13 protein-coding genes are annotated in these 13998 nt (G+C 61.3%); 7 read left to right on the forward strand and 6 right to left on the reverse strand.

Annotated elements, in window-relative coordinates:
* Positions 1–252: 252 nt before the first annotated feature.
* The 5 genes from AC1D17_RS17610 to AC1D17_RS17630 are packed head-to-tail and all read right to left on the reverse strand — an operon-like array spanning position 253 to position 5756.
* Positions 253–1272 carry a histone deacetylase family protein gene (locus AC1D17_RS17610; RefSeq protein WP_477566642.1) on the reverse strand — a complete coding sequence of 340 codons (1020 nt, stop codon included), beginning with the start codon at positions 1270–1272 and terminating at the stop codon, positions 253–255.
* Positions 1273–1281: 9 nt separating this feature from the next.
* A complete protein-coding gene (locus AC1D17_RS17615) occupies positions 1282–1794 on the reverse strand; it encodes an N-acetyltransferase family protein (RefSeq protein WP_477566643.1) in 513 nt (170 codons plus the stop codon).
* Positions 1794–2723: a 3,5-dioxohexanoate:acetyl-CoA acetone transferase gene (gene kce, locus AC1D17_RS17620; RefSeq protein ID WP_477566644.1), complete on the reverse strand. Its 930-nt coding sequence runs from the start codon at positions 2721–2723 to the stop codon at positions 1794–1796. Before kce ends, AC1D17_RS17615 begins: the two co-directional genes overlap by 1 nt.
* 9 nt (positions 2724–2732) lie before the next feature.
* Positions 2733–4097: an aminotransferase family protein gene (locus tag AC1D17_RS17625; RefSeq protein WP_477566645.1), complete on the reverse strand. Its 1365-nt coding sequence runs from the start codon at positions 4095–4097 to the stop codon at positions 2733–2735.
* A gap of 21 nt (positions 4098–4118) precedes the next feature.
* Entirely contained in the window at positions 4119–5756 is a 1638-nt protein-coding gene (locus AC1D17_RS17630; protein ID WP_477566646.1) for a N,N-dimethylformamidase beta subunit family domain-containing protein, read from the reverse strand.
* A gap of 107 nt (positions 5757–5863) precedes the next feature.
* Here AC1D17_RS17630 and AC1D17_RS17635 point away from each other — a divergent pair, with 107 nt between their 5' ends.
* A complete protein-coding gene (locus tag AC1D17_RS17635; protein ID WP_477566647.1) occupies positions 5864–6850 on the forward strand; it encodes a LysR family transcriptional regulator in 987 nt (328 codons plus the stop codon).
* Positions 6851–6919: 69 nt separating this feature from the next.
* Here the strand turns inward: AC1D17_RS17635 and AC1D17_RS17640 are convergent, their stop codons facing one another.
* Positions 6920–7573: a phosphoribosyltransferase gene (locus AC1D17_RS17640; RefSeq protein WP_477566648.1), complete on the reverse strand. Its 654-nt coding sequence runs from the start codon at positions 7571–7573 to the stop codon at positions 6920–6922.
* 233 nt (positions 7574–7806) lie between these two features.
* Between AC1D17_RS17640 and AC1D17_RS17645 the strand changes: the two genes are divergently transcribed.
* The 6 genes from AC1D17_RS17645 (at position 7807) to AC1D17_RS17670 (ending at position 13967) form a co-directional block, all read left to right on the forward strand.
* Positions 7807–8526, forward strand: a complete 720-nt coding sequence (locus AC1D17_RS17645) for a FadR/GntR family transcriptional regulator (protein WP_477566649.1) — start codon at positions 7807–7809, stop codon at positions 8524–8526.
* The gene (locus AC1D17_RS17650; RefSeq protein WP_477566650.1) at positions 8523–9695 is read left to right on the forward strand and encodes a PLP-dependent transferase; all 1173 of its coding nucleotides are present in this window, start codon (positions 8523–8525) and stop codon (positions 9693–9695) included. The genes AC1D17_RS17645 and AC1D17_RS17650 overlap by 4 nt, the downstream gene beginning before the upstream one ends.
* A 44-nt stretch (positions 9696–9739) precedes the next feature.
* Positions 9740–10999 carry an ABC transporter substrate-binding protein gene (locus AC1D17_RS17655; protein WP_477566651.1) on the forward strand — a complete coding sequence of 420 codons (1260 nt, stop codon included), beginning with the start codon at positions 9740–9742 and terminating at the stop codon, positions 10997–10999.
* Between the two features lie 113 nt (positions 11000–11112).
* Positions 11113–12054 carry a carbohydrate ABC transporter permease gene (locus AC1D17_RS17660; protein ID WP_477566652.1) on the forward strand — a complete coding sequence of 314 codons (942 nt, stop codon included), beginning with the start codon at positions 11113–11115 and terminating at the stop codon, positions 12052–12054.
* 4 nt (positions 12055–12058) lie between these two features.
* Entirely contained in the window at positions 12059–12892 is an 834-nt protein-coding gene (locus tag AC1D17_RS17665; protein ID WP_477566653.1) for a carbohydrate ABC transporter permease, read from the forward strand.
* A gap of 4 nt (positions 12893–12896) precedes the next feature.
* On the forward strand, positions 12897–13967 hold the full coding sequence (locus AC1D17_RS17670; protein ID WP_477566654.1) for an ABC transporter ATP-binding protein: 1071 nt from the start codon (positions 12897–12899) through the stop codon (positions 13965–13967).
* The last annotated feature ends 31 nt before the right edge of the window (positions 13968–13998 follow it).

Below are 13998 nucleotides of genomic sequence, written 5' to 3' on the forward strand. Positions count from 1 at the left end.
ACTTCGAGGCGATGCAATTCTTTCTGCGACATGGTGATCAAACAGGACATCACGACTCCAAACGCTCATGGTCTCCACCAGGCTGAGGGTCGTCATCCTTGCTCCCAACGTTGACGTTGACCAGCGCATCGAGAGGCGAGAGTGTCGCATCTCTAACTGGCCCAACTGTCGCATTACTAAATAGCCCCTACAGGCTCCAGTTCGATAAGACTTGTTATGGAACTTTCACGCCGCCGGCCGGCCACCCAACCGTCAATGGCCAAACCCGGTCAGGAACGACGTCAGATTGTCGCCGAGTTCATTGCAGAGATAGCCGCCTTCCTGGACGATGACAGTGGGAAGGCCCAGGCTGCTGATCGCTTCGGCGATCCGGGCAAAGCCCGGCGTCGAGACGGATAGTCCGCCGAAAGGATCGCCTTCGAAGGCGTCGAGGCCAAGCGCAACCACCAACGCATCCGGCGCATAGGCTTCGATGCGGCGGTTGGCGACCTCCAGCGCCTCGAGAAACCCGGCATCGGCCGTCTTGCGCGGCAGTGGCAGATTGTAGTTGTAGCCGAGCCCCAGGCCTTCGCCGCGTTCGTCGGCATTGCCCCAGAAGAACGGATAGAAGCGCACGGGATCGGCATGCAGCGATACCGTCAAAACGTCGCTGCGGCCGTAGAAAATGCCCTGCGTGCCGTTGCCGTGATGCAGATCGACATCAAGGATGGCGACGCGTTTTGAAGATTGCAGCAGATGYTGCGCGGCGATGGCCGAATTGTTGAGGAAGCAGAACCCGCCGGCGACGTCGGCAAAGGCATGGTGTCCCGGTGGGCGGCAGAGCGCGTAAGTATGGCGGGCACCGGCCAGAACAGCTTCGGCGGCCTCGACAGCACTCCAGGCGCTCCAGCAGGCGCTGCCCCAGGTATCGGCGGAAATCGGGCAAGCCGTGTCAGCCATGTGATATCCGGCCTGACCGACGGCAGAGGCCGGATAACGCCCGGTTCTCGCCAGCGGATGGATGTTCGGGATCACCTCCTCCGAGGCCCCCTGGATCCGCTGCCAGCGGAGAAAAATGTTCTGCAGGAACTCGAGATATTCCGGCGTATGGACGGCGGCGATCGGCTTCAGGCCGTGGTCACGCGGCCTGACGATCTCGGATCCAGCAGCCCTTGCGCCGGCAAGCAGCCGCTCGATCCGCTCAGGTTTTTCTGGATTGGGCTGTGGCGCCCCGCTCGACAGGAACATTTTCGGATCGTGTTTTTTCTGCTCGTCAGCATAGAACGTCTTCATGTTCGTCCCTCAAACCCCGCTCTCGTGCTGTCCGGCGAGCGCTTCGAACGCCTCGCCATAGGCTGCATGAATCCGCTCTTCCTCAGACCAGACAAGCCCCATCCGCTGATAGAAGTGCTGGGCCGAGATGTTTTTCGCCTCGACCGACAGGCGCAGATAGGTGCCTCCCCCGGCCTGGACATGCGCCGCCGTGTGGCGCAGAAGCGCAACGCCGATTCCGCTGCCGCGAAAGCGTTCCTCGACGGCAATATCCTGGATGTAAGCGCCCTTCTGCCCCCGCCAAGTCGAGAAGCTCTGAAAGAACAGGCACATGCCGGCAAATTCTCCACCAATTTCGGCGATGAGAACGGTAAAGGCCGGCTGCGGTCCGAAACCATGCTTGCGAAGATCTTCCGGGGTCGCAGTCACTTTACCGACGGCATCCAGATGCCGCGCGATGATCATGAGGCCCGCGTGGATGAGATGCACATCCTGCGATGTCGCGACACGAATTTCCACGCGCTGGTTCAAGGCATCGACCATCAGAAGCCCACCCGGTCGCCGCCCTTGAGCGCCAGCATCGTGCGTGCCTCGTCGGGCGTCGCAACCTCCAGCGACAGAGCTTCGAGAACGGTGCGGATGCGGCTCACCTGATCGGCATTGGATTTGGCAAGTTCCCCGCGCCCAAGATAAAGGCTGTCTTCCAGCCCAACCCGCACATTGCCGCCCATCGCAGCCCCCATGGTGATCAGCGGCATCTGCTGGCGGCCAGCGGCCAGAACCGAGAAGCGATAATCGTCTCCAAACAGCTTGTCGGCAGTGCGCTTCATGTGGCTGAGATTATCCGGATCGGCGCCGATGCCGCCGAGAATGCCGAGCACGAACTGGATGAACAGCGGCCCTTTCACCAGGCCGCGATCGTAGAAATGCTTCAGCGAATAGAGATGGCCGACGTCGTAGCATTCGAATTCGAAGCGGGTGCCGCACCCCTCGCCCAGCCGTTTCAGGATATCCTCGATATCGGCAAACGTATTCTTGAAGATCGTGCCGCGCGTCGCCTCCAGAAGCTGCGGCTCCCATTCGTGCTGCCATTCCATGCCGGGCTTCGCCAGCGGGAAAATGCCGAAATTCATCGAACCCATGTTGAGCGAGCACATTTCCGGCTGCGCCTGAAGCGATGCTGCCAGCCGGTCGTCCAGCGTCATCAGCGAACTGCCGCCGGTGGAGATGTTGATGACGGCATCGGTTGCCTGCTTGATGCGCGGTAGAAACTGCATGAAAATTGCGGGGTCTGCGGTCGGCCGCCCGTCGGCCGGATTGCGGGCATGCAGATGCAGGATCGACGCGCCGGCTTGCGCTGCCGCGATTGCCTGTTCGGCGATCTGATCCGGCGTCACCGGCAGATAGGGGCTCATCGACGGTGTATGGACGGAGCCGGTGACGGCACAGGTGATGATGACTTTGTTTTTCATGTTCTTCATTCAGCCGTTTACCGGGAGATCGAGTTCGCGCGCCAGCTGTTCGAAGCTGTCGCCGAGAACCGAAACCATTTCACCGATTTCCGCAGGAGTGATGATCAGCGGCGGCGCCAAAATCAGATTGTCGGCTTCGTAGCCATCGCCGCGGATACGGCGGGAATAGAGGATCAACCCCTTGTCATAGGCGATGTCGAGCAGCCGCTGGTTGGTCGCCTGCACCTTCGGAAAGGGCTTGAAGCTCACAGGATCGGCCACGAGATCGGCACCGATCAGCAGACCCTTGCCGCGCACGCCAGCGATAAACGGGAAGCGTTTGGCAAGTCCTTCCAATTCGGATTTCAGCAGCTCGCCCATCGCGGCAGCGTTGGCTTCGACGCCGAGCCGCTCCATCTCCTCGAGCACCGCCAGGCCTGCGGCGCAGGCGAGCGGGTTGCCGGCATAGGTATAGCCATGCTGGAAGCCGCCCATGTCGAGCACCGGCTTCACCAGTTTTGCTGAAGCCGCCATGGCGCCGAGTGCGGCATAGCCCGAGCCGATCCCCTTCGACAGCGTGATGATATCCGGCTTGCAATTCCAGTGATCGCCGCCGAGATATTTGCCGGTGCGCGCAGCACCGCTCATCACCTCGTCATGGATTAAAAGGATGCCGTATTTGTCGCAGATTTCGCGGATGCGCGCGAAATAGCTGTCCGGCGCCACCAGCGCTGCCGTCGCCGCTCCGCCGATTGGCTCCATGATGAAGGCGACAACGCTTTCGGGACCTTCGGAAAGGATTTTCTCCTCCAGCATGTCGGCGTAACGCAGGCCGCGTTGTTCCATCGTCAGGTTGTCGCGGTCGCGGTAGGCTGTTGGAGCGGGAATGGCCGGCATTGGCTGGATCTGCGGCGCAAAAGTTTCGGTCAGCGCCAGGTCGCCGGTCACGCCAAGCGCGCCGATCGTGCCGCCGTGGTAGGACGGAAACCGGCAGATCACCTTCCAGCGTTTCGGCTGATTGGTCGCCACCGCCCATTGCCGCGCCAGCTTGATGGCCGATTCCACCGCTTCCGAGCCGCCGGAGACGAAGAAGATGCGGTCGAGGTCGCCAGGCATTTTTCCAGCCAGCCGCCGGGCCAGCTCCTCGGCCGGTTCGTTCTCGAAATGCAGGCGATAGGCGAAACTCGTCTTGTCCATCTGCCGCTTCATCGCCTCGATGACATGGCGGTTGCCGTGGCCGATATTGCTGACCATCGGCCCGCTGGAGCCGTCGATGAAGCGTCGCCCGTCCTTGGTCCAGACATAGATGCCCTCGGCGCGTTCGACCAGCGGCCGGCGCAGCCGTGTCACGTAGAAGAGATGGGATGCGGGCCGCTCATTGGCTTGGATGTTCATGATGTTCTGCTCTTGGTGAAATTATCGATTGAGATAGCGGTTAAGCACATTGGCGGTGACGCGCTCGACCATCTTATCGTTGCGCAGCAGGCCCGCCACCCATTCGCAGGTACCGGCGTGGAAAACCTCGCCCTTGCCGCGCTTGAAGTTGACGATCATGCCGTTGCTGTAGCGAACCTTTTCCATATTCTCGTCGCTGGCCTCGCCATAGAGCGTCTCGGCGATGAAGCGTCCGTCCTCGTCACCGAAGAACAGGTCTTCGCGCGTCAGGATATCACTTTCCTCGACCTGGCTCGCCATGCCCAAAGCCAGGATTTCCAGCCCCTCCGGCGCGCCGCTATCGGCGGTCGGATAAGGCAGGCCGTAACGGATTTCGTAAGCCAGGCCATCGACCTCGTAGCCATAGATATGACTGTCGGCCCCGAGCAGATCGCCGTAGAACAGGCCGGTTCCGGCAAAGGCCCAGTGACGTGGCCGGTAGATCGGGAAACCGCGCACGCCGCGCGGCGCACAGCCGCCCCAGCCGGAATAGACGCCATTGGTGGCGTTGAGCCCGAAGGTCAGCGCGCCGGGGCGGCCGATTTCGGGTGCTTCCCAGGAATTGGTGGCGCGGGTGACGTCGCCGCCCTGATAGGCCGGATCTTCCTTGCGTGCGAGATATTTGTAGCAGACCTGCCGCTGGCCCTCGTCCTCCAGCCGCGTCTGCCACATGAAATTGCCGGCAAAACGGGCGACACGCCCGCCCTGGTCGACATAGGCGTCGACGGCATCGCGCATTTCCCAGGTCCAGTATTCGTCATGACCGACGAAGACGACGCAGTCATAGTCATTCAGAATGCCGGGGTTGTCGTGCAGCTCGTGCTGGCTGGCGAGATCGACGCCGTACCCCTGTCGCTCGGCCCAGCGGAAGAACAGGCTGTCGTAGCTCGCCCAGCCGGACGAGGTGTATTTCTTCGAATAGCCGTTGGCAAAGGCCCATTCCATATGCGGATAACGCGGGATGGTGCCCGGCGGCAGGCTCACCTCCAGCGGCACGCGCGGCGCATCCGGCGGCAGTACGACAAAACCGCGGCAGAACGGCCGTTCGATGCTGACCGTGGTCGCGTATTTGTCGCGATTGGGGCCGGTGATGCCCTGATAGTGGTTCGATCCGCCCCAGGTGTTGTAAGCGGTCCAGGTGCCGGTGGCCGCGACCTGCAGGACACGGCCGGGTTTGAGTCCAGCCTTCGGCAGGACGATGATCATGTGGTGGCACTGGATCGGCTTGCCGTCGCGTCCCTCGGCCGTCAGCGTGATACGGTAAGCGCCGGACGGCCAGCTGTCATGGACCGTAAAGGTGAAGGCCGGTTCCCAGCCGCAGCCGGTGACGGAGACCTGATCGGGCGTTTCCTGCCAGACCGTGGCGATATCGCCGGTACCAAAAACGCTGATTTGCTCCGCACCGTCGCGAACGATTTCCAGCCGGCAGGAAGGCGCTGTCGAGCTGATATGCAGGTCCACCATCGCGCCGGGCGCATAGGCATAGGATCGCGTGTAGCACCAGATTTCGCCGCGGGCGCCGTCCATGCCCGGATATTCGTAATAGTGCCCGCGCACGGCCTGGTGCCGTTGCTCAGGGCTCAACCCGAAATCGGGGAAAATCTGGGCTCTGTCCGTCACGTAACGCCTCGCTGGATCTCCGGTGACGATGATCAAACCACAATGGACTTGGCCCGACAAATACATTAGGTGAAGGACCAGCATTCACCAAATGAATGAGGTGACTTATGGCCAGTCCGCGACGCCGCTTTGTCTGGGAGATCGACTGGAACCTTTTGCGCACCTTCACGGTGATCGTCGAGGAAAAGAGCCTGACGGCAGCGGGCAACCGGCTGTCGCTGAAGCAGCCGACCATCAGCAACGCGTTGCGCCGCCTCGAAGCGCACATGGCCTGCCGCCTGATCGACCGTTCCTCCAATCACTTTCGGATGACCCCGGCGGGCGAGCGGCTCTATGCCGAATGCCTGACGATGTTCTCGATCGTCACCGGCCTTCCCGATCTCGTCAAGGACGATCCGGATCTGGTCACCGGTCATGTCGAGATGGCGTTTGCCAGCCATATCGAATGCCCTTTCCTCGACCGTTTCCTCGCCGATTTCCACAGAACCTTTCCGCGCGTCAGCTTCTCGACCACGGTTTCCGCCAGTCAGACGGTCATCGATAACGTTCTGTCCGGTGAATCCTGCCTTGGCATCTGCCTCGCCCATGAAAAACACCCGGAGCTCGACTATACAATACTTTACCGCGAGCATTTCGGCTTCTTCTGTGCGCCCGGTCACCCGCTGTTCGGCAAGCGCGAGACCGATATCACCGAGCTCGCCGCCCTGGACTACGTCTCCTTCAAGACGGACCAGCTCGGCGGCGCTCTGGCACCGGTCGCCCGACTGCGGCAACGGGAGAATTTCAACGGACCGGTGCTCGGGCTCTTCACCAATCTCGAAGAGGTCAAGCGCCTCATCAAGGTCGGTTTCGGCTTCGGCCCCCTGCCCATCCACGTGGTGGCAGCCGACATCGAGGCACGGCAACTGTGGCAATTGCCACCCTATGAAAACCCGCCGGCCGCCGATGTCTACCTGGTCACCAAGCGTTCCGCACGCGGCAGCCGGGCGGAGACTTTGCTGATCGACCGGCTGCTCGCCGCCATCGCGGCCGTACCGCTCACCGAGCGGACCTATCCGCAGGGGATTGCAGGCCCGGAGCTTGGGAGAATCTAACCGGTGCATTCTTCCAGTGAATGGATCGTCCGTTCTCTGCAAACCCCGCCAAACACCTGACCGCAATTGCTACGCTGACCCACGCTGATTGGCGGCCTCCAGCGCGGAAATAACCTCCGCATCGCTCACCTGGCGAAAATCAGCGTAAAAATGCCCGACAGCGCGGAAGAAAAACGGCGCTTCGAGACAGATGAGCGCATCAGCGTCTCTTTCCAACTCTTCAAGGGATCCGGTCGGCGCGACGGGAACGGCCAGCACCAGTTCCTGCGGCCCTTGTTTTCGAATGGCCTTGAGCGCCGCCTTGACGGTGGAGCCGGTTGCGATGCCATCATCGACGACGATGACAACCCGCCCGGTTAGAGGGACGCTGTTGCGATCGCCGAGGTAGAGCCGTTTGCGCCGCTCGATCTCCGCCTGTTGCGCCCTGCACATTGCGGAAAACTCCGCGTCGTGGATTTGCACCTGCCGGATGACGTTTTCATTGCGAACGATTGTTGGCTCTGGCCCATCGACGATTGCCCCCATCGCAAGCTCCGGCTGAAACGGTACGCCTATCTTCTGGACGAGGAGCAGGTCCAGCGGCGCATCAAGCGCTTTGGCGATTTCGGCAGCGACGACCACGCCACCACGCGGAAGTGCAATCACGACCGGGCATTTTTCGCGATAGCCTGCCAATGCGGCGGCCAGTCTGGCACCTGCGTCCTTGCGGTTTGCGAATGACATCTCGCACCTGCCGTTTCAAGCGCAGGAACACTCCGGCGCGATGGAATAATTTCACCCGGCCATTTTACCGCATCAGCAGGCAGGCCGCCATTTCAACGATCCCGATCGGTGTCGTCGTGTCAGCTCATCTGAATGCAGTGCCGAAACCATTATCTGCCTCTTGACGGGTCTCTTCCAATTTGCATTATTGCTCAGATGTCAGACCAATTCTGGTTTCAGCTGGAAAGCGGACAATGGACCACAAGGATGCGAGAGCTACACTTGCCCCCCTGCCCCCGGCCGACCGGGCGCAACAGGTGACGGCAGCGCTTGCCGATTACATCCAGCGCTCCAACCTCGCCCCCGGCGACCGCCTTCCGGCCGAACGCGAGCTGATGACGGCGCTTGCCGTTGGCCGCTCGACCATCCGCGAAGTCATCCGCCATTTTCAGGCGCTCGGTGTCGTCGAGGCCCGCAAGGGCAGCGGCACCTATCTGCTCAAGCCGATCTCCGGCACCACCATTCACATGCCGCTGTCGCTGGAAACGACGCATCTGCGCGACGTTCTGCTTAAGACGCTGGAAGTACGCCGCGGCATCGAGGCGGAAGCCGGCATGGTCGCGGCCCGCATGCGCACACCGCAGGACCTCAAGACGATCGAGGAGAAGCTCGACGAGATGGAACGGGTGCACCTTTCCAAGGGCTCGTCCGGCCCGGAAGACCTTGCCTTCCACCTGGCTATCTACGACGCCACCCACAATCCGCTGTTCAAGCAGCTGCTTGAACAGATGCGCGGCGCTTTCGAACGGTTCTGGGAAAAGCCTTTCGACCGGCCGGATTTCGCCCGCCGCTCCTTTCCGTTCCACCGCACGCTGTTCAACGCCATCGCGGCACAGGACCCTGAAGCCGCCCGTGCCGAAACACTGAAAATCCTCGCGATCGTCGAGGAAGACATCAAGGAAATGTCCAAATGAGCAACGGGTTCGATCAGTTCGAGGAAGCCTCCCTCATCGTCGCCCACGACGTGAGCAATGCCTATGACGCCGTCGTGCCGCCGATCGTGCAGACGTCGCTGTTCACCTTCACCGACTACGACGACATGGTCGCCTCCTATCGCGGCGAAAAAGTCCGGCCGATCTATACGCGCGGCCTGAACCCCACCGTGCGGATATTCGAGGAAATGCTGGCAAAACTCGAAGGCGCGGAAGATGCCATCGGCTTTGCCAGCGGCATGTCGGCGATCTCCTCGACGGTGCTGTCCTTCGTCGAGCCCGGCGACCGCATCGTCGCCGTCAAGCATCTCTATCCCGATGCTTTTCGCCTTTTTGGCACGTTCTTCAAGCGCATGAACATCGAGGTCACCTATGTCGATGGCCGCGACGAGGAGGCGGTTGCCAAGGCCTTGCCCGGCGCGAAACTCCTCTATCTGGAAAGCCCGACGAGCTGGGTCATGCAGACCCATGACGTCGCAGCCCTCGCAGCCCTTGCCAAGAGCCATGGTATTATCTCCGCCATCGACAACAGCTGGGCAAGCCCGGTTTTCCAGCAGCCGATCTCGCTCGGGGTCGATCTGGTCATCCATTCGGCATCGAAATATCTCGGCGGCCACAGCGATGTCGTTGCCGGCGTCGTTGCAGGCTCCAAGGAACTGATCGGCCGGATCCGGTCGGAAGCTTACCCCTATCTCGGCGGCAAGCTGTCGCCCTTCGATGCGTGGCTGTTGATCCGCGGCATGCGCACATTGCCGATCCGCATGAAGGCGCATGAGCAATCCACCGTCGCCATCGCCAAGCGGTTGCAGGCGCATGACGCGGTCGAAACCGTTTGTTATCCCGGCCTTGCCAACCAGCTGGCACCCGGTCTCAAGGGCACGTCCGGCCTGTTTTCCTTCATTTTCAAGGAGGGCATCAATGTCCGCACCTTTAGCGACCACCTTGAGCTGTTCAAGCTCGGTGTCAGCTGGGGCGGGCACGAAAGCCTGATCGTGCCGGGCGAAGTCGTCCTTTCGCAAAAAGCACAACCCAATTCCGCGGTCGCCTTCGGCATCAGTCCGCGGTCGGTACGGCTCCATGTCGGCCTGGAGGGAACGGAGGCCCTCTGGAGCGATATCGATGCGGCAATCGCTGCCGCCTCGGCAGGCTGACACGACAGCAAGCAACTTAAACCAACAATAAGAGGGAAACGAAAATGAGGAAACTGATTGCGGCGACCGTGATCGCCACGCTGATGGCGGGCACCGCCCTTGCCGATACCAAGCTGAAGCTGGTGGAGGTCATCACCAGCCCGGAGCGCACCGAGACCCTGAAGTCGATCGTTGCCAAGTTCGAGGCCGCCAACCCTGGCACGACGGTCGAGATCATCTCGCTGCCCTGGGGGGAAGCCTTCCAGAAGTTTGCCACCATGGTTTCGGCCGGCGAAATTCCGGACGTGATGGAAATGCCCGATACCTGGCTGTCGCTCTATGCCAATAACGGCATGCTCGAAAGCCTCGAGCCTTTCCTCAAGACCTGGGACCAGACGCCGGAACTGACGGATCGCGCGCTTGAACTTGGCCGCGACGTCAAGGACACCGCCTATATGCTGCCCTACGGCTTCTATCTGCGCGCCATGTTCTACAACAAGAAGATCTTCGCCGAAGCCGGCGTCGACGGCCCGCCGAAGACGATGGACGACTTTGTCGCCGCCGCCGAAAAAATCAAGAAGTTGCCGGGCAAGTATGCCTATTGCATGCGCGGCGGTCCGGGCGGCCTCAACGGCTGGATGATGATGGGCGCCACGATGGCGGGCGACAACACCTATTTCAACGCCGACGGCACCTCGAAGTTCTCTGAAGAAGGCTGGGTCAAGGGCTTCACCTGGCTGACCGATCTCTACAAGAACGGCTATGCGCCGAAAGACAGCGTCAACTGGGGCTTCAACGAGATCGTCGCTGGCTTCTACACCGGCACCTGCGCCATGCTCGACCAGGATCCGGACGCCTTGATCGCCATTGCCGAGCGCATGGATGCGGCCGATTACGGCGTCACCACCATGCCGAAGGGTCCGTCCGGCAAGACATTCCCGACCATCGGCTTTGCCGGCTGGTCGATGATGTCGGCCAGCGCCAACAAGGACCTGTCCTGGAAGCTGATCGCCACGCTCGAAGGCCCGGAAGGCAATATCGAGTGGAACAAGAAGATCGGAGCCCTGCCGGCGCTCAAGTCCGCCGAGAAGGATCCCTTCTTCGCCACAGACCAGTTCAAGGGCTGGTTCGAGGAGCTGGCCGACAAGGACGCTATCCCGACCGTGATGCCGACCTATCTGGAAGAATTCGCCTTCTTCAAGGATTCCATGGCGATCAAGACCAGCCAGGAAGCCATGCTCGGCGACATCACACCAGAGGAAATGGCCAAGCAATGGGCTGAGTACATGACCAAGGCTCAACAGAAGTTCCTCGCGAGCAAATAAGTCATCAGCCCTTACCCGCAGGCAGTGGCATGACGCCGGCTGCCTGCGGCCCATTCCCCGAACAGAAGAGCCGGCTGCCGCAGAGGCACGCCGCCAACTGGAATTATTTGACGATGGCTTCACATGCAGCAGCCCGCAATGGCGGCGCGCGCAGGGACCAGCGGCCGCTGAAGAAGCGCCTTGCCGATGCCTCCGCTCCCTATCTCTATAGCGCGCCCGCGCTGATCCTGATTGTCACCGTCATGCTGGTGCCGCTGGCGCTCGGCATCTCCTATGCCTTCCGCGATATCCAGCTGCTCAACCCGTTTTCCGGGGGCTTCATCGGGCTCGATCACTTCCGGACGCTGTCGCAGGACCAGAATTTCTACCGGGCCTTGAAGAACACGCTGTGGTGGACCGGCTGGTCCGTGCTGCTGCAGTTCGTCTTCGGCCTGATCCTCGCGCTGCTGCTCGACAAGCCGTTCCACGGCCGCGCCATCGTCCAGGCGCTGGTCTTCCTGCCCTGGGCCGTGCCGAGTTTTCTCGCCGGTCTCAACTGGGCCTGGTTGTTCAATCCCGTCGTCGGCCCCATACCGCATTGGCTGTTTTCGCTCGGCCTGATGAGTGAGCCTTCCAATATCCTCTCCGACCCGCAGCTTTCCATGTGGGGGCCGATCGTCGCCAATGTCTGGTGGGGCATCCCGTTCTTCGCCATCACACTTCTCGCTGCCCTGCAGGCGATCCCGCGCGATCTCTATGAGGCCGCCAGCATCGATGGTGCCGGTCCGGTGCAGCGCTTCCTCTCGATCACGCTGCCCTTCCTCGCCCCGACCATTGCAATCACCGTTCTGCTGCGCACCGTCTGGATCTCAAATTTCGCCGACCTGATCATCGTCATGACCAATGGCGGACCGGCCGACCGCAGCCAGATCGTCGCCAGCTACATCTTCACCCAGGCCTTCAAGCGGCTGGATTTCGGCTATGCCTCGGCGATCGCGCTTGTGCTGCTTGTGTTGCTGATCACCTATTCCATGCTGATCGTGATCCTGCGCCAATGGCTTTTGAGCAAGGATTGAGATCATGACAAACAAACGCATCGTCTCCATTCTCGCGCACCGGCTGGCAATTCTTGCCTATGTCGTCTTTGCGCTGTTCCCGCTCTACTGGCTCTTGAAAGTCTCGGTCACGCCCAACAAGCTGCTCTATTCCGAGGGCATCAAGATGTGGCCATCGCGAACCAGTTTCGAGCATTTCGAATTCGTCCTGAAACACAGCGAATTCCCGACCTTCTTCAAGAACAGCCTCATCGTCTCGGGCTCGACCGCCGTGATCGTCACGGTCCTTGCCTCGCTTGCCGGCTACGCGATGTCACGCTTCACCTTCCGCGGCAAATACTGGATCGTGACCTTGATGCTGCTCACCCAGATGTTCCCGCTGGTGATGCTGGTTGCGCCGATCTTCAAGATGCTGTCGCCGCTGGGGCTCACCAACAGCCTCACCGGCCTCGTCATCGTCTACACCGCCTTCAACGTGCCGTTCGCCACCTTCCTGATGCAGTCCTTCTTCGACGGCATTCCGAAGGATCTGGAGGAAGCCGCGATGATCGACGGCGCCACCCAGTTCGTCGCCTTCCGCCAGATCATCCTGCCGCTGACGCTGCCGGGCATCGCCGCCACCCTCGGCTTCGTGTTCACCGCCGCCTGGAGCGAGCTTCTGTTCTCGCTGATGCTGATCTCCGGCAACGATACCGCGACCTTCCCGGTCGGGCTGCTTTCCTTCGTGTCGAAATTCTCGGTCGATTTTGGACAGATGATGGCAGCGGGCGTTATGGCGCTCATTCCGGCCTGCCTGTTCTTCCTGTTGATCCAACGTTACCTCGTGCAGGGCCTGACGGCCGGCGCCGTGAAAGGCTGATCCCATGGCATCCATCGATATCGCCGCTATCCGCAAGTCCTACGGCATCCATCCGGTGCTGCACGGCATCGATCTGGAGATCAAGGACGGAGAATTCGTCGTCCTCGTCGGCCCGTCGGGCTGTGGCAAGTCCACGCTGCTGCGGATGATCGCCGGTCTGGAAGCCGTCACCGATGGCGAAATCCGCATCGACGGCAAGCGCGTCAACGATCTTGCCCCGAAGGACCGGGACATCGCCATGGTGTTCCAGTCCTATGCGCTCTATCCGCATATGAGCGTGGCGAAGAACATGAGCTACAGCCTGCGTCTCAGAAAAACCGCCAAGGAAAAGATTGCTTCGGTGGTCGCCGGTGCGGCAAGCAAGCTCGGCCTCGATCCCTTGATGGAACGCCGCCCCAAGGCGCTTTCCGGCGGCCAGCGCCAGCGCGTCGCCATGGGCCGTGCCATCGTGCGCGAGCCGAAGGCCTTCCTGTTCGACGAACCGCTGTCCAACCTCGATGCGCGGCTTCGCGAACAGATGCGCGCCGAGATCAAAAAACTGCACCAGGACCTCGGCGCCACCTCGATCTATGTCACCCATGACCAGATCGAAGCGATGACTTTGGCCGACCGGATCGTCGCCATGCATGGCGGCGTCATCCAGCAGGTCGGCAGCCCGCTCGAACTCTACGACAGCCCGGCCAACCTCTTCGTCGCCGGCTTCATCGGGTCGCCCGGCATGAATTTCTTCGAAGGCCGCTATATGGCGGCCGGCGATACCGCAAGCTTCACGCTCTCCGGCGGCATCGTGCTCCCGCTCGGCGGTACCGCCAACCTTGCCGATGGCAGCCGCGCCACGCTCGGCATCCGGCCGGAGCATGTGGTTCTCGGTGCAGAAGGCCCTGACGTGATGAAGGCCACCGTCGATCTGGTCGAGCCGACCGGCTTCGGCATCATCGTTCACCTGAAGCTTGGCCCGGTCGCTTTCAAGGCCTTCACGCTGGATCGCCGCTTCCTCGGCATGCATGGCGAGGTCGACGTCAGGCTTCCGGTGGCAAACCTGCATTTCTTCAATGAGGCGGGACAGAAGGTCTGACCTCTCGCGAGGAAGGTCCTTCAACTCACGA

This window comes from Pararhizobium sp. P1_E7, from assembly GCF_056405855.1.